The 20,083-nt window shown below is 58.0% G+C and carries 17 protein-coding genes; 6 read left to right on the plus strand and 11 right to left on the minus strand.

The window, feature by feature from the left end; genetic code table 11:
• Positions 1 to 8 precede the first annotated feature (8 nt).
• The 5 genes from AC2FH6_RS12455 to hslO all read right to left on the minus strand — a co-directional run bounded on the left by AC2FH6_RS12455 (position 9) and on the right by hslO (position 6,584).
• Complete coding sequence (locus tag AC2FH6_RS12455; RefSeq protein WP_496702881.1) at positions 9 to 1,841, minus strand: ABC transporter ATP-binding protein; 1,833 nt, start codon at positions 1,839 to 1,841, stop codon at positions 9 to 11.
• Positions 1,838 to 3,676: an ABC transporter ATP-binding protein gene (locus AC2FH6_RS12460; RefSeq protein ID WP_496702882.1), complete on the minus strand. Its 1,839-nt coding sequence runs from the start codon at positions 3,674 to 3,676 to the stop codon at positions 1,838 to 1,840. Before AC2FH6_RS12460 ends, AC2FH6_RS12455 begins: the two co-directional genes overlap by 4 nt.
• 190 nt (positions 3,677 to 3,866) lie before the next feature.
• Positions 3,867 to 5,018 carry a CCA tRNA nucleotidyltransferase gene (locus AC2FH6_RS12465; protein WP_496702996.1) on the minus strand — a complete coding sequence of 384 codons (1,152 nt, stop codon included), beginning with the start codon at positions 5,016 to 5,018 and terminating at the stop codon, positions 3,867 to 3,869.
• Positions 5,018 to 5,623 (minus strand): CoA pyrophosphatase, encoded by a 606-nt coding sequence (locus AC2FH6_RS12470; protein WP_496692611.1) that lies wholly within the window; start codon positions 5,621 to 5,623, stop codon positions 5,018 to 5,020. The genes AC2FH6_RS12465 and AC2FH6_RS12470 overlap by 1 nt, the downstream gene beginning before the upstream one ends.
• On the minus strand, positions 5,607 to 6,584 hold the full coding sequence (gene hslO, locus AC2FH6_RS12475) for an Hsp33 family molecular chaperone HslO (protein WP_496692610.1): 978 nt from the start codon (positions 6,582 to 6,584) through the stop codon (positions 5,607 to 5,609). Before hslO ends, AC2FH6_RS12470 begins: the two co-directional genes overlap by 17 nt.
• Positions 6,585 to 6,660: 76 nt before the next feature.
• Here hslO and AC2FH6_RS12480 point away from each other — a divergent pair, with 76 nt between their 5' ends.
• Positions 6,661 to 7,104, plus strand: coding sequence for an NUDIX hydrolase (locus AC2FH6_RS12480; RefSeq protein ID WP_496692609.1), 444 nt, complete (start codon positions 6,661 to 6,663; stop codon positions 7,102 to 7,104).
• Here AC2FH6_RS12480 and AC2FH6_RS12485 read toward each other — a convergent pair.
• Complete coding sequence (locus AC2FH6_RS12485) at positions 7,101 to 8,372, minus strand: PP2C family protein-serine/threonine phosphatase (protein ID WP_496690215.1); 1,272 nt, start codon at positions 8,370 to 8,372, stop codon at positions 7,101 to 7,103. The two genes, AC2FH6_RS12480 and AC2FH6_RS12485, sit on opposite strands and share 4 nt — an antisense overlap.
• A 156-nt stretch (positions 8,373 to 8,528) precedes the next feature.
• Between AC2FH6_RS12485 and AC2FH6_RS12490 the strand changes: the two genes are divergently transcribed.
• Positions 8,529 to 8,852, plus strand: a complete 324-nt coding sequence (locus AC2FH6_RS12490; protein WP_496702884.1) for an Hpt domain-containing protein — start codon at positions 8,529 to 8,531, stop codon at positions 8,850 to 8,852.
• A gap of 125 nt (positions 8,853 to 8,977) precedes the next feature.
• Here AC2FH6_RS12490 and ilvA read toward each other — a convergent pair whose 3' ends face one another.
• Together ilvA and AC2FH6_RS12500 are read right to left on the minus strand one after the other, a co-directional pair.
• Entirely contained in the window at positions 8,978 to 10,204 is a 1,227-nt protein-coding gene (gene ilvA, locus AC2FH6_RS12495; protein WP_496702886.1) for a threonine ammonia-lyase IlvA, read from the minus strand.
• Positions 10,205 to 10,261: 57 nt separating this feature from the next.
• The gene (locus AC2FH6_RS12500) at positions 10,262 to 11,023 is read right to left on the minus strand and encodes a hypothetical protein (RefSeq protein ID WP_496702888.1); all 762 of its coding nucleotides are present in this window, start codon (positions 11,021 to 11,023) and stop codon (positions 10,262 to 10,264) included.
• Between the two features lie 141 nt (positions 11,024 to 11,164).
• On the opposite strand from AC2FH6_RS12500, the gene AC2FH6_RS12505 reads away from it, so the two are divergent.
• The 3 genes from AC2FH6_RS12505 to msrA all read left to right on the plus strand — a co-directional run bounded on the left by AC2FH6_RS12505 (position 11,165) and on the right by msrA (position 13,588).
• Positions 11,165 to 12,391 carry an argininosuccinate synthase gene (locus AC2FH6_RS12505; RefSeq protein ID WP_142637390.1) on the plus strand — a complete coding sequence of 409 codons (1,227 nt, stop codon included), beginning with the start codon at positions 11,165 to 11,167 and terminating at the stop codon, positions 12,389 to 12,391.
• A gap of 147 nt (positions 12,392 to 12,538) precedes the next feature.
• Positions 12,539 to 12,820 (plus strand): SCP2 sterol-binding domain-containing protein, encoded by a 282-nt coding sequence (locus tag AC2FH6_RS12510; protein ID WP_496702890.1) that lies wholly within the window; start codon positions 12,539 to 12,541, stop codon positions 12,818 to 12,820.
• A gap of 96 nt (positions 12,821 to 12,916) precedes the next feature.
• A complete protein-coding gene (gene msrA / locus AC2FH6_RS12515) occupies positions 12,917 to 13,588 on the plus strand; it encodes a peptide-methionine (S)-S-oxide reductase MsrA (RefSeq protein WP_496702892.1) in 672 nt (223 codons plus the stop codon).
• On the opposite strand, the gene AC2FH6_RS12520 is transcribed toward msrA, so the two are convergent.
• Positions 13,585 to 14,454, minus strand: coding sequence for a ribokinase (locus AC2FH6_RS12520; protein ID WP_282022151.1), 870 nt, complete (start codon positions 14,452 to 14,454; stop codon positions 13,585 to 13,587). The genes msrA and AC2FH6_RS12520 overlap by 4 nt on opposite strands.
• A 3-nt stretch (positions 14,455 to 14,457) precedes the next feature.
• Entirely contained in the window at positions 14,458 to 16,713 is a 2,256-nt protein-coding gene (locus AC2FH6_RS12525; protein WP_496702895.1) for an NADP-dependent malic enzyme, read from the minus strand.
• Positions 16,714 to 16,873: 160 nt separating this feature from the next.
• Between AC2FH6_RS12525 and mutS the strand changes: the two genes are divergently transcribed.
• The gene (gene mutS, locus AC2FH6_RS12530) at positions 16,874 to 19,486 is read left to right on the plus strand and encodes a DNA mismatch repair protein MutS (protein WP_496702998.1); all 2,613 of its coding nucleotides are present in this window, start codon (positions 16,874 to 16,876) and stop codon (positions 19,484 to 19,486) included.
• Between the two features lie 32 nt (positions 19,487 to 19,518).
• On the opposite strand, the gene AC2FH6_RS12535 is transcribed toward mutS, so the two are convergent.
• Positions 19,519 to 20,082 (minus strand): nucleotide exchange factor GrpE, encoded by a 564-nt coding sequence (locus AC2FH6_RS12535; protein WP_142637400.1) that lies wholly within the window; start codon positions 20,080 to 20,082, stop codon positions 19,519 to 19,521.
• Position 20,083 lies beyond the last annotated feature (1 nt).

A 20,083-nucleotide genomic window follows, 5' to 3' on the forward strand; every position in this document is an offset into this window, starting at 1 on the left:
CAAAACCCTTATTCGGCGGCGGCGGCCTGAATAAACCCGCCCGATTGGCGATCCCAGAACCGGGCATAAAGCCCGCCCTGTTCCAGCAAGTCGTCATGGCTTCCCATTTCAACGATCTGCCCTTGATCCAGAACGACGATCCGGTCCATCTCGCTTAGCGTCGACAGCCGATGTGCAATCGCCAGCACCGTCTTGCCCTGCATCACCCGATGCAGCGCGGTCTGGATTGAGGCTTCAACCTCGGAATCCAAGGCCGAGGTTGCCTCATCCAGCACCAGAATCGGCGCGTTTTTCAGGATGGCGCGTGCAAGCGCAATCCGCTGCCGCTGACCGCCGCTCAGCTTGACGCCGCGCTCGCCCAGATGAGCATCATAGCCCTTGCGCCCATGGGCATCCCGCAGGCCAAGGATAAATTCATGCGCCTCGGCCTTTTGCGCCGCGGCGATCATATCGCCTTCCAAGGCATCAGGGCGGCCATATAGGATATTCTCCCGCGCCGAGCGGTTGAACATCGCAGTTTCCTGCGTGACCATTCCGATTTGACTGCGCAGACTGTCCTGCGTCACCTGTGACACATCCTGCCCATCAATCCGAATTGCGCCGTTTTCCCCTTCATAGAGCCTGAGTAGAAGTGAAACGAGCGTAGATTTCCCCGCACCCGATGCCCCGACGATACCCAGCTTTTCGCCAGGATGTACGGTCATGTGCACGTCGGTTACGCCGCCGATGTCACCGCCATAGGCAAAGCTGACATGGTCAAATTCGATCTGACCTTCTGGCACGCTCAGCCTGACTGCCCCTGTCGCATCCTCGACCCGGTCGCGCTTGGCGAGCGTCTTCATGCCATTCTCGATCTCACCAACATTGGCATAAAGCCCCATCAGGGTGAAACTGACCCAGCCGGTCATCTGCGAAATTCGCACGGACATCGCGCCCGCCGCAACGATATCACCAGCGCTGGCCATCCCGGACCGCCACAGCAGCAAGGTCACCCCCAGCAGCATCACGGGCAACACCCCGGCCAGAACCATCAGTATGAACCTAAAACTGGCGGAGAGCTTGCCAAAGGCCAACATCTTTTCGCGCAGATCGACCATCGAGTTTCGGGCCGCCTGATCCTCGAACTCGGAATGGGCGAACAGCTTGACGGTTTTGATATTGGTGATCGTGTCGACCACCTGCCCCGACACCATCGCCCGCGCCCCGGCCCGCGCCGCTGAGCGTGCCCGGATGCGTGGCAAATACCAGCGGATCAGCAGGAAATAAACCGCCAACCAGGCGGCGAAGGGCAGCATGACCAGCAGATGAATAGACCCTAACAAAAGCAAAGTCCCTGCCAGAGACGCCAGCGCAAAAACCATTGCGCTTATCGTCTCGGACACGACCGAGGCCATCGCGTTCGAAGTTTGCATCTGTTTCTGAGCGATCCGCCCGGCAAAATCGTCGTCGAAATAGGTCACAGACTGACCCAAAGTCCACCGGTTCAGCTTGGCCAGAACCAAGGGCGGGATATTGGGCATGACAATATAGTTGTTGGAAAAGGCCGAAAGACCAAACAGCGCCGGTCGCAGCAGCATGAAAAATGCGGCGACCCCTCCAATTATCCAAAGATTGCCCGCCGTCAGAACCCCATCCGGCCCGCTTTCGTTTGCCATGTCGATCACCAGACCCAGCATCCAGGCGGTTCCGGCCTCCATCGCCCCGGCAGAGGCCGAAAACACGGAGGCGACAAGGATCATCGGCCAAGCTCCGGACAGGCACCAGCGAATGAACGCCCCCAGCCTTTGCGGCGGGGGCGTTTCGGTGGGTTTGAACGGATCTATGAGATCGGCAAGTTTCACTCAGCTGCCTCCGTGTTCAGGAAGCCCCCAGATTGCCGTGCCCAGAACTGGGCGTAAAGCCCGCCCTGTGACAGCAATTCGGAATGGGTGCCCTGCTCGACGATCCGGCCGCCATCCATCACCAGGATGCGATCCATTTGGGCAATGGTGCTGAGGCGGTGGGCAATCGCGATCACGGATTTGCCCTGCATCATGCCATAGAGCGTTTCCTGAATCGATGCTTCGACCTCGGAATCCAGCGCCGAGGTCGCCTCATCCAGCAACAGGATCGGCGCGTCCTTCAGGATCACCCGCGCCAGCGTCACCCGCTGCCGCTGACCACCTGACAACTTCACGCCCCGCTCGCCCACATGCGCATCATAGCCGGTACGCCCCTTCGGGTCCTGCAGGTCAAGGATGAACTCATGCGCCTCGGCCTGTTTGGCCGCGGCAATCATCTGCTCTTCGGAAGCCTCGGGGCGGCCATAGAGGATATTGTCGCGCACCGAGCGGTGCAGCAACGCGCTGTCCTGTTGCACCATACCGATATGGATGCGCAAGCTGTCCTGAGTGACCCGAGCAATGTCCTGATCGTCGATCAAAATGGCCCCCTGCTCCACATCGTAGAACCGAAGTAGGAGCTTAACTAGGGTCGATTTCCCAGCCCCCGACCGTCCGATCAGACCGATCTTTTCGCCCGGCTCGATGGTCAGGTTGATATGATCCAGCCCGCCGGTCTTGCGACCGTAATGATGCGACAGGTTACGAATCTCGATCTTGCCATTGGACAGATGCAGGGGCTTGGCCTGCGGCGCATCCAACAGGTCGATCGGCTGAGCGATCGTCTCCATACCTTCGGCAACGACACCAAGCTGGCGGAAAAAACTGGTCAGCGCCCACATGATCCATCCGGTCATCGCGTTCAGGCGCAGGGTCAGGGCTGTGGCCGCCGCGACCACACCGACCGTAGCACTGCCCTGCATCCACAGAGCAATCGCCCAGCCAACCACACCAACGATCAGCAACCCGTTCAATGCAACCAGAACCGCATCCATGATGGTGAAAATCCGCATCTCAGCCTGAAAGGTACGGCGGGTTTCCTCGATCGCTTCGCGCGCATAATCCAGTTCCTGTGCCCCATGGGCAAACATCTTTACGGAATGGATATTGGTATAGCTGTCCACAACCCGGCCCGTTACGGCCGAGCGCGCGTCTGAGGCCGCCTTCGAAGCCGGTCCCACCCGCTGCACCGTCCAATGCACCAGAAACCCATACAGCACGAGCCAGATCAACAACGGCAACAGCAGCCGGGCATCAGCCGTCATCAACAAAATGGCTGCGCCGATCAGGTATGCCAGCGAGAAGGAAATCGCATCAAACACCTGAAACACGGCCTCACCCGCAGCGGGCGGCGTCTGCATGATCCGGTTGGCAATGCGGCCTGCAAAATCATTCTCGAACCAGCCCACCGATTGCCGCAACACGTGCTTATGCGCGCGCCAACGGATCAGAGTGCCAAAATTCGGCAGGATAGTGTTGTTCAGCAACAGCACGTCAACGACATGCAGCATGGGTCGCAGCAGCAGCACAAAAAGCGCCACCAGGATCAGTTCCGTACTATGGGTCCGCCAAACTTCGTCCGGCGGGGCGGACAGCAAGTCAACAACGCGACCCATATAATAGATCAGACCGACCTCAACCGCGGCCACCACGACCGAAATCAATCCGGCCCAGAAGAACACCCGCATAAAAGGGCGGGAATAGTTCAACATAAAGGGCCACAGCCGTGTCGGCGGTTTGTCGGTTTCTTCGTAGTCGACAAAAGGGTCGACGAGATTTTCGAAATAGCGAAACATAGAGAGTGCTCCGATTGAGCAGATAACAAGTCATGCGAAAAAAGATGGCGCCAGAACACCACCCCTACGGGTCAAGTGTTATGGCTTTAGCCGAACCAGATCCCGTAATACATTCGCATCCCTCCATTCATGTTACAGGCGCAAGAAAACACAAACGATCCGGCTTGTCATCCCCTTTTGAGACTTCAATTTACTCGACCAGCAACTCGGAGCGCGTCAGGGTGAAACCCGAGGCGATCCAGCGCGCCTCAAGCTCGGCCAGTTTCTTGCCCAGCGCCGGGCCGGTAAAGTCAGGGATCAGGTCAGCGGCCCGCACGGGAAAATCCGCTGCTGCCCCGTCCCGGAGCGCTTGCCGCTTATCCTCGGACCAGGGCTGTTCCAACAAAGCACAACGCAGCAGAACTTCGTGCAGGCCGTCCTCTTCGCCATAACGGAACCCAAGCTCGGCAGTGCCCGCGGTTCCCGCGGCCTCATCCCGCATCCGTGTCAGGCGTTGCGTCTGGGCCTTGCTCAGACGCAGGGTCTGGGCAATCTCGGGCGTGGCGATGGAGGAAAGCCGCCGGACCGGCTCGGGCTTTGCACCAGCCTGTTGTTCCAAGGCGATCAGCGGGGCAAGTGATCGATCCTCAACACCCGGCAATATCTGTGCCAGAACGCCCGTGCTGCGCATGGCAGCGACCGAAGGCGCAGGGTCAGGCGCGGTCAGCAATTTCATAAACTCGGCCCCAACCCGTTCGCGCGACAGGCCTGCCAATCCGTCCAGATTGGTTGCGATGGCCGACAGGGCTTCGAGATCAAACCCGGCTTCGGCATCCCCATACCAGGCGTGGAACCGAAAATAGCGCAAAGAGCGCAGATAGTCTTCGCGGATGCGGTGCTGGGCGTTGCCTATGAACCGGACCTTTCGGGCCTTTAGATCGGGCAGTCCGTTCAGCGGGTCCAAAAGCGTCCCATCCGGGCGGGCATACAGCGCGTTCATGGTGAAATCGCGCCGGCTGGCATCTTCATCAACATTGTCCGAGAACGCCACAACAGCCCGGCGGCCATCGGTTTCGACATCTCGCCGGAAGGTCGTGATCTCATGCGGGATGCTTTGGCTGACAACGGTTATCGTGCCATGCTCGATCCCAGTCGGAATGGCCTTCAACCCCGCCGCCCGCATCAAATCCAGCACCTGCTGGGGCGGAGCGTCCGTGGCAATATCCAGATCCGAGACCGGCGCCCCCAAAAGCGCGTTGCGGACGCAACCGCCGACGAAAAGCGCCTGAAAACCGGCATCGATCAAAACGGCGCAGACTGTCTGGGTTGCCGGGTTTGTAACCCAGCTTTCTGATAGCTTCATCATTCACTCACCCGCGCAGCCAAGCCCCGCAACATCCGGGCCGTAGCCCCCCAGATGTAATAAGGGCCATAGGGCACGGTGAAATAATACCGCCGCTGGCCCCGCCAGCGACGCGACTCAACGATATAATTCGCAGGGTTTAGAACATGCGCAAGTGGGACTGAAAAAACTTCGTCAACTTCACCCGGCTCAGGAATTGGGTCGAACCCGTCTCGTAGGATCGCGACAACCGGGGTTACGACAAAAGACGTCACGGTTTCATGGGTAGGCAAATGCCCGAGAATTTCAGGCAAATCCGAGGAAAGGCCAATCTCTTCCTGTGCTTCCCGCAGGGCGGTTGCGGTTACATCCGGATCGGTCTCATCCTGTTTTCCGCCAGGAAAGGCGATCTGGCCGGGATGGTGTTTCAGCGCCGATGAGCGCTTGGTCAAAAGCAGGCGCGGGGCCTCATCCGTTACAAGAATCGGAACCAGAACCCCGGCTGGACGTAGCTTGCGCCCCGCTGGCAAAACCGCATCAGGGTTCAGATCGAAATCACTGGACCCGTTGCCGGGGCGGCTCAGGGCCGCCCGCAGCTGTTCTGTTGGATCAGGCCTCACCGGCATCGAAGCCAACGGTGACGGGGTCCAATACGTAATGGGCACCACAGAACTGACAATCGGCGGTGACCTGGCCCTCGGGGGTTGTCATCTTTTCGATGTCGCGCGCCGAATAGATCGACAGGCTTTGGCGCACGCGCTCTTCCGAGCAGGTGCAGCCGAACTGAACCGATTGCGCATCATAAACCCGTGGCTGTTCCTCGTGAAACAGCCGGATCAACAGGTCGGTTGGCGCAATCGAAGGGCCGATCAGTTCAAGGTCATCAACAGTATCCAGAAGGATGTTGACGCGCCCCCAATTTTCACCTTCCTCACCGTCAACCAGATCATCCGCCGACAGAATCTGACCGTCACCCTCTGCGTTGGCTACAAATGGTGACGCTTTGGGCATGTGCTGCAGCATGATGCCGCCTGCGCGCCAGTGCTCACCGACGCCAGGTTCAGTTGATTTGCCGAAACTCAGTGAAAACCGCGTCGGCAACTGTTCGGACTGTGCGAAATACGCCTCTGCGCATGCGCTGAGAGAGCCGCCAGCCAGCGGTGTGATCCCCTGGTAAGGCTGCGTGCCCTCGCCCTGATCAATCATGATGGCGAAATAGCCTTCACCCACCTGATCAAACGGTGTGGAATCAGTCAGGCGGTCCGGGTCAAAACTGGCATAGGCGCGGATGCGAGCCGGTTCGCCCTCGGCCTGCGGAGCGTAGTAATCGGTTGCGATCATCCGAACGGCGCCTTTGGACTGAACCTGAAGCGACAGCTTCCAGCGCAACGCGACGGTCTGGCCGATCAGAGCAGTCAGCAAGGCCATCTCGGCCACCAAAGCCTCGACCTTTTCGGGATAGTCATGCTGTTTCAGAATGCCATCCAACACTCCGTCCAGCCGCGCCACACGTCCGCGCATATCCGGTATATCAAGTTGAAAGGGCAGGACGGTGTCGTCCCACGCGATTTTTGTTCCAAGAGACATGGGGTTTCCTTAAACGCCACAGATTGGCATACCGCCAGCATATAGGTCGAAGATTTCGGGTTGTAAGGGGCCATACATGATCAGACGGTTCGGTGAAACCCCACAAGCGGGGCGCAAATACACACGACGTGTGGGTGTATACGCATTGTTGCCTCGAGGACGACATCTGTTGCTGACCTGCCAGACAGAGCCCGGCCCTGATCTACAGTTGCCGGGTGGCGGTATTGACCCGGGCGAATCGCCCATCACCGCCCTGCATCGCGAAGTCTTTGAAGAAACCGGCTGGTTGATTGCCGGCCCGCGGCGGGTCGGCGCCTTTCGCCGTTTCACATACATGCCCGAATATGACCTGTGGGCCGAAAAGGTCTGTTTGATATATCGAGCCCGCCCTGTGCGCCGCATAGGTCCACCTTCAGAGCCATTCCACGAAGCCCTTTGGCTGGACAGTGCGGATGCCGCGCAGATGCTGGGCAACAGCGGCGACCGACATTTCGCTTCGGGACACCTGATGGGGCTTTAAGGCCCGCTGTATTCAAAGAAAACCGCAGATACGTCATCATCCATACCCTGGTCCGGATCCATGGCCTGTGTCAGCCGCCAGAACATATCGTCCAGAAATTCGGGCCCGCTGAGATCGGTGGCACAATCCGTCACCATTCTACACAGCCCCTCTTCTTCCAGCAGGGATCCATCCGCCATCCGGCATTCCGTGAACCCGTCTGAATATAGCAACAGCTTGTCACCGGGCTTCATGTAGGTATCGGTTCGCTGAAACGTGACATCCGGCAACAGTCCGATGGGCAGGCCACCTTGCCCCAGATACTCGGTCCCACCATCCTGTCGCAACAACAGCGGATGCGGATGCCCTGCCTGCACCATCTTGAGATGTCCGTTTCGCAGGTCGATAATGGCATAGACCATGGTAAAATACTCTTCGACGCCAGCATCAGCCATAAGGCGGGAATTGAGCATCTCTGCCACCTGATCAGGTGGTAGCAATGCGTAAAATTTATCGAACCGCTTTTCCATCGCCACGTTCTGATCGAAATGTTTGCTGGACAGATACCCGCCCAGCCGTGCTGTCATCATCGCCGAGGTGATGCCGTGGCCGGACACATCGATGCTGTAAAACCCCACACGGTTGACCCCCGGTGAAAACATTCCCACCAGATCGCCACCGATATGCCCACAAGGTTTCAGCAACATGCTGATACGCGACCTACCGAAATCACGCGTGAGTTCGGGGACCAGAGATTCCTGTATCTTACGCGCCTGAATCAGGTCCTTGTCGATCGCATCATGGACCACTTTCAGTTCTTCGAGCGCGGTCTCGATCATTCGGTTCTTATCAGACAGCTCACGCTGCATATCCAATATCCGTGCGCCCGCAGATATGCGCGCCCGCAATTCATCGGCCTCAAGAGGTTTGATCAGAAAATCATCCGCCCCGGCATCCAGTCCGCGCGCAACCTCCTGCTTTTCGCTTTTTGAAGTCAGAAGGATGAAATAGCTGTATTCGTCATTCTCCAACGCCCGAAATGCCTGACAGAATTCCAGCCCGCTCATCCCCGGCATGACCCAGTCGCTCAGGACCAGGTCGGGGGACATGGCCGCACAGATTTCGATGGCGGCCTCTCCGCTATCGGCCTCGAGCACCTCAAAGCCCCATTTCTTCAGCGAGGCCACAAGGATGCGACGTTGCAGACGACTGTCATCAACGACCAGCACCTTGCGAATCGCACCAAAATCCAGCTCTGCCTTTGTTTCTGCCTGACTGACCTCTGCCACCTGACCCTCAGCTCTGCCACATAATGCGGAACGGGACGACCCTAGCGCACGGCTGTTTAACATCCTGTGAAGGTCGTAAATGCATCCATCTTAACCACGGATTTACCAACGGCCTGTAGTGATAATCGGGTCGTTATCTTTAGGGAAAGGATGGCCATGATCGACTGGTCCAGGGTCAGACAGCTGCGGGACGAGGTCGGCGCCGACGAGTTTGACGAGGTAGTGGAAATCTTTCTCGATGAGGTGCAACAAGGCCTGGAGCATTTGCAGGTCGATGATGATCGGTCTGACTTCGAACAGCATCTACACTCCTTGAAGGGCAGCGCGCTTAGTCTGGGATTCAGGACATTGGCCAGGCTCTGCCAGGATGGTGAGCGCCATTCGGCACAGGGTCAGGCCGCAACCGTCGATATCGCCGAAATAGTCGGCACATTTCGGACCTCAGCAACGGAGTTTCAGGCAGGATTGAACGAGCTCTGAGCGGCGCCGTACAGGCAGCAAACAGGTACACTAGCGATGGGTGACAACCCGGCCCTGTATATTGTCTGTTTCAAACGCAGCTGATCCATCGCCGCGACAGACAACTTTGCAGTCTGGTCATTTTCTCAGATCACAAACTGGGCGAGGGTCTCGTCCTCGGTGATATCCGTAAAAGTGAACCCGGCTTCATCCAGATGCGCGAACAGACGGGCAAAGTTTTCGGGCTTGCGGGTTTCGATACCAATCAGAACCGAGCCGAAGTTACGTGCCGATTTCTTCATGTATTCAAACCGCGCAATGTCATCCTCGGGGCCAAGGATGTTCAGGAACTCTTTCAATGCGCCAGGGCGCTGTGGCAAGCGCAGGATGAAGTATTTCTTCACCCCCAGATAGCGCTGCGCGCGTTCCTTGACCTCGGGCAGACGTTCGAAATCGAAGTTGCCACCAGAGGTTACGCAGACAACGGTTTTCCCTCGGATAAAACTCTGAATATCGCTCAGCGCCTCAATCGCGAGGGCCCCGGCGGGTTCCAGAACGATGCCTTCGACATTCAGCATATCGATCATGGTTGTGCATATGCGGTCTTCGGACAGGACCAGAGCATCCGACAGATGACGGGATTTCAGCAATTCGAACGGTTTTTCACCGATCCGACCAACCGCAGCACCGTCAACGAAATTGTCCACCTGATCCAATGCCACCGGATGTCCTGCTGCCATTGCCGCGTGCAGACAGGCACCGCCTTTGGGTTCCACAAACAGGCAATGGGTTCGATCGCCAAACCACGTAGCCACGCCCGCAGACATGCCGCCACCGCCTACTGGCAAAAGGATGTGGTCCGGCAACCCACCCAACTGCGCTTCGATCTCAACCGCAAGCGAGGCTTGCCCTTCGATCACATCAACATCGTCAAAGGGCGACAGAAAATGGCCGCCCTGTTCGGTGCACCACGCCTGCGCGGCGGCCAACGTGTCATCGAAATAGTCGCCGGTCAGATGAATCTCGATATTGTCGCCGCCGAAGATACGAGTTTTCTGGATTTTCTGCTGCGGCGTCGTCACGGGCATGAAGATCACACCCTTCACATCCATGTGCTTGCACATAAAGGCCACGCCCTGCGCATGATTTCCCGCGCTGGCGCAGACAAACAGGTTCTGCCCCTGCTGTTTGCGCATGGCGTTGAACGCACCGCGGATCTTGTAGGACCGCACCGGGCTGAGGTCCTCACGTTTCAGCCAGATATCGGCCCCGAAACGATCAGACAGATGGGCATTGCGCTGCAAAGGCGTCACCGGAAACACAGAGCGCATCGCCTGTTCGGCAGCGCGGGCGCGGGTCATGAAATCACTCATGCCGGTTTCCCTGCCCCATCATCGCTGAAAGAGCAAGGAATACATATGTGTACGAGTTCAGGTCAGCTGGCGCTTTTCAACGAACACGCCGTACATGGTGGTCAAGATACTGACATTGATCAGCGGCAAAACCAGAACCCCAAAGAACAGTGAGAGCAAAACACCCAGAACCGGGATGAAAGCGAGAGCTGTAAAGACCAACTGGACCACGACCTGGAACACAAAGCTTACAAGCAATAGAACGATGATCGCACCACCCGCACCGGCGGTGTTGTTCCAAGCTTGCCCAAGCGTCAACGGTTGCCCAATCGCTGCTGCGGGCAGGATTATGGACAAACGGTAGAAGCAGATGATGAGGAAGACGACAAGGACAATGACAAACACAACTGACAATGCTCCACCGCCCAGCGCTGAAAGTACCGCGCCCGCCGGCAGGAACGCGATAGCCATCAAGATACCCAACAGAAGAACCCGCCCGAAATAGGCCAGAATTCTATCGAACCGGAAGGTTGGGAAAATACCTCTTGGATATTCCTCAAGCAGGACAAAGCGGTGCCACGACACCACAATCCAGAACATCGTCACAAATATCACGACCATAAAGCCCACCAGGAAGCCAATCGCCGATCCGCTCGAAACGCCTGCAGGCAACTCTCCGGTGGTTGTATTGAGTTGATCCAGCGGAACGTCCAATACAAAAAACAGGGCGACAATCACCGCTGTCGCAACCAAAGATGGCCCGAAGGTAATCTGCAAAACCTGTTTGAGATTCCCAAAAACCATCCGCACCGAATGTGCAAAAATCTTCCAACCCAACATCTGAAATCTATCCCTTCAACCAATCCTTGTTTTCTTTCCTTCTGTTTCACCCCAAATCCCGACCTGCGTCAACGCAGATAACTTGCCCCCGCGTTCAAAACCCGCTAGGGGCCAGTCGTTCTACGCATAAAGGGAAGTCAGATGTCCGCGCCCAAGAAAGTTGTTCTGGCCTATTCCGGTGGCCTTGATACCTCGATCATCCTGAAATGGCTGCAGACCGAGTATGGTTGTGAGGTCGTAACCTTCACCGCCGATCTGGGTCAGGGCGAGGAGTTGGAGCCCGCCCGCAAGAAGGCCGAGCTGCTGGGGATCAAGCCCGAAAACATCTATATTGAGGACATCCGCGAGGAATTCGTCCGCGATTTCGTCTTTCCGATGTTCCGCGCGAATGCGCAGTATGAGGGCCTGTACCTGCTGGGCACCTCGATTGCGCGCCCGTTGATCTCGAAACGTCTGGTCGAGATTGCCGAGGCGACCGGAGCGGATGCCGTATCTCATGGCGCGACCGGTAAGGGCAACGATCAGGTGCGGTTCGAACTGGCCGCTTACGCGCTGAACCCTGACATCAAGGTGATTGCCCCGTGGCGCGAATGGGACTTGTCCAGCCGCACCAAGCTGCTGGAATTTGCCGAGGCCAACCAGATTCCGATCGCCAAGGACAAGCGGGGCGAGGCGCCGTTCTCGGTTGATGCCAACCTGCTGCACACCTCATCCGAGGGCAAGGTTCTGGAAGACCCCGCCGATATGGCGCCCGACTATGTCTATCAACGCACCGTTCACCCCGAGGACGCGCCGAATAAACCAGAATTCATCGAGATCGGGTTCGAAAAAGGTGACGCGGTCAGCATCAATGGCGAGGCGATGAGCCCGGCCACCATCCTGACCAAGCTGAACGAATATGGCGGCAAGCACGGCATTGGGCGTCTCGATCTGGTCGAAGGTCGCTTTGTTGGCATGAAATCGCGCGGTATCTATGAAACACCGGGCGGCACAATCCTGTTGGAAGCACACCGTGGCATCGAATCCATCACCATGGATCGGGGCGCGATGCATCTGAAGGACCAGCTGATGCCTCAATATGCAGAGCTGATCTATAACGGCTTCTGGTACTCGCCCGAGCGGGAAATGTTGCAGGCCGCCATCGACAAATCTCAGGATCATGTCACCGGCACCGTGCGCGTGAAGCTGTACAAAGGTCTGGCATCGACCGTGGGCCGCTGGTCGGAGCACTCGCTGTATTCCGAGGCGCACGTGACCTTCGAAGAGGATGCTGGTGCCTACGATCAGAAAGACGCTGCGGGATTCATCCAACTGAACGCCCTGCGCCTGAAACTGCTGGCAGCACGCGACAAACGGCTGTCGAAGTAAGACAGCTGAGATTTTGACCTGAAGACCCGGCAGCCCCTCAGGATGCCGGGTTTTTTATGCGTCCATTTTTGCCACCTCCCGTCAGGTCACTCTTGCTCCACCGCAGGATATGTCTTTACCCAAGTCACAACACTGAAAGGATAGGGCATGTTGCAGGATATCGCAGAAGGTATTCAGAACGGTCTGAATGGCAAGAACTTTGATGGGTCGTTGAAATTCGATTGCGGTGATGCCGGTGTGGTTGTTCTGGCCGACAATCAGGCGACGACGCAGGATCAGGACACGGATTGCACCATCCGTATCTCACAAGAGAACCTGACCAAGCTGCTGACCGGCAAGCTGAACCCGATGACCGGTATTGCTATGGGCAAGCTCAAGATCACGGGCAATATGGGTGTGGCGATGAAGCTGGGGCAGTTGCTGGGCTAAGGCGATAAACTCGTCTCACCAGCGCGTGAGAACAGATGTCAGCGCGTTGCGCCCGGGGGTTTCCCAAGGCAGTCTGATCATGGAAGGAGACCCACCATGATCCGAACCACATACATTGACGCTGTCAAACCTTGGCTTCTGTTTGCGCTGATCCTCATCGTCGCAATGCTGCGCGCCGCGCCTGCACCGGCTGCCGGAACCGAGACGCTGACCGTGGCGGGGGGGTGTTTCTGGTGCGTTGAATCCGATTTCGAATCCGTGCCGGGCGTGGTTCAGGCGGTCTCGGGCTATACCGGGGGCACAACCGCCGACCCAACCTATGGCGAGGTGTCCAAAGGCGGCACAGGCCATTACGAGGCGGTTCAGATTACCTTTGATCCGGACCGTGTTTCCCGTGAAACCCTGCTGAACCTGTTTTTCCGCTCGGTCGACCCTACGGATGCGGGCGGTCAGTTTTGCGACCGTGGAGAGAGTTACCGCACAGCGGTTTTCGTCTCTAATACAGGCGAAAAGGCGTTGGCCGAGGCTGCAAAATCCAAAGCACAGCACGCCCTGCGTCAAACGATTGTCACCCCGATCCTGCAACAGGACCGGTTTTACCCGGCCGAAGCCTATCATCAGGATTACTATAAGGGCGAAAAACTGGTCTTTACGCGGTTCGGTCCCAAACGCCAGCGCAACGCCTATAAGGCCTATCGCAAAGCCTGCGGTCGCGACGCCCGCGTCAAACAGCTGTGGGGCAGTGACGCGCCCTTTGCCGGGTCTTAATCAAAGCGCGCTTCGCGCACCTCTTTCAGATCAGGAATGACATCCGCCGTACCGTGCCGTGTCACCATCAACGCGGCAGCCCGGTTTGCCTGCAATATGGCCTGCTCCATCGGCATGCCACGATCCATTCCTGCCAGAACGTAACCTGTGAACGTATCGCCCGCACCAGTTGTGTCCACCGCCTGAACCTTGTGAGCCAAAAAATCCGAGGTCGTCCCCTTATGATGATATCGCGCGCCCTTTGATCCGAGGGTCACAATGACATGCTCTATCCCCAACTCGGACAGGCCTTGTCCGGTTGCCTGCCGCAGCTGCTCGGCCTCGACCTCATTTAGGATCAGGAAATCCAGATACGGAAGAACCGCCCGCACTGCATCGGCTTGAAAAGGGGCCGCGGCGTAACAGACAGTCAGCCCCATTTCGCTACCCATTTTTGCGGCTTCGACCTGCAAGTTGGTTTCGTTTTGCGTCACAATCAGATCACCCTGATCCGCCGATGACAGCGCCTGGCCCAGTTGATCTGACGTAATTGCATGATTTGCGCCTCGAAACAGGATGATGTTGTTTTCACCCTCGGCGTCTACGGCGATAATGGCGTGCCCGGTAGGATCTGAAACCTCGGCAATCCACCGGGTATCGACGCCATATTCGGTCAGCCTGTCACGCGCCCAGCGCCCGTCGGGCCCAATGGCCCCAATATGCGCCACCCGTGCGCCGGCCCGCGCGCCGGCGACGGACATATTCGCGCCCTTGCCGCCCAGAAACCGATCCAAACGGTTGGCCGAAAGCGTCTCACCCGCGCCAGGCAGGTGTGGCACATCATAAATCATGTCTGCGTTGATCGAGCCTAGATTCCAAATTGTCATGGCTTAACCAATATCGCAGGAGGCCAGAATGGCCATGTTCAGAATGTCATTGGCCGTCGATATGGTCGAACAGATCTGAATCGGCTTGTCGATGCCCGACAAGATCGGGCCGATCACCGTGGCCCCACCCATTTCCTGCATCAACTTGGTCGAGATCGAGGCCGAATGCCGTGCTGGGACAATCAGGATATTCGCCGGTCCGGTCAGGCGCTGGAACGGATAGTTTGACTGCTGGTCGACATTCAGCGCCACGTCCACCGTCATTTCACCTTCGTATTCGAAATCTACGCCACGCTGATCCAGAACGGCAGGAGCGCGGTGCATCTTTTCGGCCCGCTCCGACACCGGGTAGCCAAACGTCGAAAAGCTGACAAAGGCAACGCGCGGCTCCAGCCCCATATGGCGGGCAACGGCTGCTGAACGCTCGGCGATATTGGCCAGATCGTTTTCGTCCGGCCATTCATGGACTAGAGTGTCGCCGATCAGCACGATCCGCCCCTTGTGCAACAGCGCCGTCACACCGGCCGCGCCACGGGCCGCATCTGCATCGAACACATGGTTGATCCGATCCAGCACATGCGCCGATTTACGCGTCGCGCCCGAGACCAAACCGTCGCCATGCCCATGCGCCAGCATCAGCGATGAAAACACGTGCCGGTCGCGCGCGGCAAGTCGATGAATATCCTTTCGATCAAAGCCTTTACGCTGCAGGCGATCGTACAAAAAATCAGAATAGGTATCGAGATGCGCAGTGTTGGCGGCATTCACGACCTCCAGCTCACGCACAGCATCGCCCAGCCCGGCCTCTTCCAGCTTTTGCTTGACGTCATCCGGGCGGCCTACGACCAGCGCTTTACCAAAGCCCGAGCGTTGATACATCACCGCAGCCCGCAGCACACGCGGATCGTCGCCCTCGGCAAAGATCATTCGGCTTTGCGCCTGACGGGCCCGCGCGTTCAGGCCGCGCAGAATGCTGGCGGTCGGATCCATGCGGGATTTCAGGCTCAGCTCATACGCGTCCATGTCGATGATCGGACGCCGCGCCGCGCCGGTATCCATCCCGGCCCGCGCAACGGCGGGCGGAATGCGGTGAATCAGGCGCGGATCGAAAGGTGTCGGGATAATATAATCGCGCCCAAAGGTCAGCGACTTACCATAGGCCATCGCGACCTCATCCGGGACATCCTCGCGCGCGAGGTTGGCCAGGGCGTGGGCACAGGCAATTTTCATCTCGTCATTGATGGCGCGGGCGTGGATATCCAGCGCACCGCGGAACAGGTAGGGAAAGCCCAACACGTTGTTGACCTGGTTCGGATAATCGCTGCGCCCTGTGGCGACGATGGCATCAACGCGCACCTCATGCGCCTCTTCCGGTGTGATCTCGGGGTCGGGGTTTGCCATGGCAAAAATCACCGGGTTATCGGCCATGCTGGCGACCATATCTTGCGTCACAGCCCCTTTGACCGACACGCCCAGAAAGACGTCTGCGCCTTTCATGGCGTCTTCCAGCGTACGCAGATCCGTGGTGATCGCATGTGCCGATTTCCACTGGTTCATGCCCTCGGTCCGGCCCTGATAGATCACGCCTTTGGTGTCACACACGATGCAGTTCTCATGCCGCGCGCCCATCGACTTGAGCAGTTCGATACACGCTATCCCAGCAGCCCCGGCACCGTTCAGAACAATCTTCACATCTTCGATCTTCTTGCCCGAGATACGCAGCGCATTCAGCAGGCCCGCCGCACAGATCACCGCCGTGCCGTGCTGATCATCGTGGAAGACAGGGATATCCATTTCTTCCTTCAGGCGCTGTTCGATGATGAAACACTCGGGCGCCTTGATGTCTTCCAGATTGATGCCACCAAAGGTCGGGCCCATCAGACGCACGGCGCGGCAGAACTCATCCGGGTCTTCGGTGTCCAGCTCGATATCGATTGAGTTTACGTCAGCGAAACGCTTGAACAGGACTGACTTGCCCTCCATCACCGGTTTTGAGCCCAGCGCGCCCAGATTACCAAGACCCAAAACCGCCGTCCCATTCGAAATCACGGCGACCAGATTTCCCTTGTTGGTATAGTCATAGGCCGTTTCTGGATTTTCCGCGATTGCTTCACATGGAACAGCTACTCCGGGGCTGTAGGCCAGCGACAGGTCGCGCTGCGTGGTCATGGGAACGGTGGCTTGTACCTCCCACTTGCCAGGAGTTGGGTCCAGGTGAAAGGCCAGCGCCTCTTCGTTGGTGATCTTCGCTTTGGGCATTTGATACGTCGTTTCTCTGCAACTACGGGGCTTCTGCCTCATAGCGCAGGCACGCGCGCGCCTCAACGAGAATACTTTTGCCTTTCGCACCAGATGGCGGATTTGTAAGGTCGCGACCGAACGCCGTCAAAAGGGATCAGCCTTGTCCACAGTCACGCCGATGATGGCGCAATATCTCGAAATCAAAGAGGCCCATGCCGACGCCCTTCTGTTTTACCGGATGGGCGACTTCTACGAGATGTTTTTCGAGGATGCCGTCAACGCCGCCGAGGCGCTGGACATCGCCCTGACCAAACGCGGCAAGCACAACGACGCAGACATCCCGATGTGCGGTGTGCCGGTCCATGCCGCCGAAGGATACCTGCTGACGCTGATCCGAAAAGGCTTTCGCGTGGCCGTTTGCGAACAGATGGAAAGCCCGGCTGAGGCCAAGAAGAGAGGCTCTAAATCAGTGGTAAAGCGCGGTGTTGTCCGGCTGGTGACACCCGGAACACTGACCGAGGACGCGCTGCTAGAGGCGCGCCGCCACAACTTTCTGGCCTGTTATGCCGAGGTGAGGGATGAAGCGGCGCTAGCCTGGGCCGATATCTCAACCGGGGCATTTCACGTGATGCCTTTGACCTCTGTGCGCCTAAGCCCTGAACTGGCTCGACTGGCCCCGTCGGAACTGATCGTGGCAGACGGGGCCGAACAGGTCCTGCACGAACCTGCCCGCGATCTGGGCATCTCACTGACGCCCATTGGCCGTGCCAGTTTCGACAGCACGGCGGCCGAAAAGCGCATCTGCGATTTGTTTCACGTGGGCGCGCTGGACGCGTTTGGAAATTTTGGCCGGGCCGAAGTGTCCGCTATGGGCGCATTGATTGACTATTTGGAGATCACGCAAAAAGGCAAATTACCACTGCTACAAACGCCGCTGAAAGAATCCGAGGACCGCGTGGTGCAAATCGACGCCGCAACGCGCCGCAATCTGGAGCTGACCCGGTCGCTGTCTGGTGGGCGCGCCGGATCGCTTTTGTCGGTGGTTGACCGTACGGTGACGCCGGGCGGCGCGCGGCTGTTGGAACAGCGCCTGTCCAGCCCCTCGCGCAATCTGGATGTGATCCACGGGCGGTTGGATGCGGTAAGTTTTACAGCCGATGACAGCCTGATCGCCCAAGATCTGCGCGATGCCCTGCGCAAAACCCCCGATTTGGACCGCGCCTTGTCGCGCCTGTCGCTAGATCGTGGCGGCCCTCGCGATTTGGCCGCCATCCGCAACGGGCTGGCGCAGGCCGCAACCATCGCCGAACTGTGCAATGCCGGAGATCTGCCGGTATTGCTGGCCACTGCAGTGCAAAACCTGACGGGGTTTGATGATCTGCTGACCCTGCTGGATGATGCGCTTGTGGCCGAACCGCCCCTGATGGCGCGCGATGGCGGCTTCATTGCCCCCGGCTATGACGCGGAACTGGATGAGGCGCGCACCCTGCGCGACGAAGGTCGATCCGTCATCGCCGGGTTTCAGCAGAAATACTCCGAGCACACCGGCATCACCTCACTGAAGATCAAGCATAACAACGTGCTGGGCTATTTCATTGAAACCACGGCAACCCATGCCGAAAAGATGTTGAACCCGCCGTTCTCCGAAACCTATATCCACCGCCAGACCACGGCCAATCAGGTGCGGTTCACCACCGTTGAACTCTCCGAGATCGAGACCCGTATTCTGAACGCCGGAAATCATGCTCTGGAGATTGAAAAGCGGCTCTATCAAAGGCTTTCTGATGAGATTCTTACCCGTGCTGCGCAGCTGAACCAAGCCGCGCGCGGGCTGGCAGAACTGGACTTAACCACTGCGCTGGCCGATCTGGCACGGGGCGAGAACTGGTGTCGCCCGCAGGTCGATGCCTCTCGTGCCTTTGATATTCAGGGCGGGCGGCATCCGGTTGTTGAACATGCGCTGCGCCAACAAAGCGGTGACGCGTTTATCGCCAATGATTGTGATCTCAGCGCGGAAGATGGTGCTGCAATCTGGTTGCTGACCGGCCCCAACATGGCGGGTAAATCAACCTTCCTGCGGCAGAATGCGCTGATCGCCCTGCTTGCCCAAATGGGCAGCTATGTTCCCGCCGAACAAGCCCATATCGGCGTGGTCAGCCAGCTGTTCAGCCGTGTCGGGGCATCTGACGATCTGGCCAGGGGGCGGTCAACCTTTATGGTTGAAATGGTCGAAACCGCCGCCATCCTCAATCAGGCCGACGATCATGCGCTGGTCATCCTGGATGAAATCGGACGCGGGACGGCCACCTATGACGGGCTTTCCATCGCCTGGGCCACGCTCGAACATCTGCACGCCGCCAATAGATGTCGCGCGCTGTTTGCAACGCATTATCACGAGCTGACCGCGCTGGCCGGAAATCTGGTAGGTGTCGACAACGCCACCGTTGCGGTCAAGGAATGGGAGGGCGAGGTGATCTTTTTGCACGAGGTTCACAAAGGCGCCGCGGATCGATCTTATGGTGTCCAGGTGGCGCAACTGGCTGGCCTGCCGGCATCCGTTGTCGAACGTGCCCGCGTTGTGCTGGACCAGCTGGAGAAAACCGAACGCGAAGGCGGCAAGCAAAAGGCTTTGATCGACGATCTACCGCTGTTCTCGGCTGCCCCGCCGCCACCGCCTCCCCCAAAAGCTTCACCCGTTGCGGATATGTTGGGTGAGATCTTGCCGGATGAGCTAAGCCCGCGCGAGGCATTGGACCTGATCTATAAATTGAAAGAGGCGGCCAGATCCTGACCGCCTCAATAATTGATTGATATCTTAGGTGCTTAGCTTGCCGGCGTGGACGACACACCCACCTGCGCGGGGCGCAAGAGCCGGTCGTACAGCATAAAGCCTTCTGCAGATACCTGGATGATGTCACCAGCGCGTGTTCCGGGCACGGGGGCCTCGAACATCGCCTCATGCACATTGGGGTCAAACCGATCGCCAACTTCTGGCGTGATCACCTGAATCCCGTGTTTCTGAAACACGTCCTTCAGCGCGCGCATGGTCAGTTCAACACCTTCCAGCAAAGCGCCTGCGACCTCTTTCTGCTCGTCGGTTGCGGCCTCAAGCGCGCGTTTCATATTGTCATAGACCGGCAGCATGTCACGAGCCAGTTTCGAGCCGCCATATTGTTCAGCATCGCGCCGTGCCTTGTCGCCGCGCTTGCGCGCGTTTTCCGCATCGGCCAATGCACGCATGAATTTGTCTTTGTAGTCGTCGCGCTCGGCGCGCAGCTCATCCAGCTCCAGCGCTTCTTCGCTGATCTCAGCAAATTCATCAGCCAGCTCTTCGGCCTCGGCCGTTGCGATATCGTCCAGAAAATCTTCGTTCTTGGGCTCTGCCATC

The sequence above is a fragment of the Ruegeria sp. CDSC045 genome, from assembly GCF_059610725.1.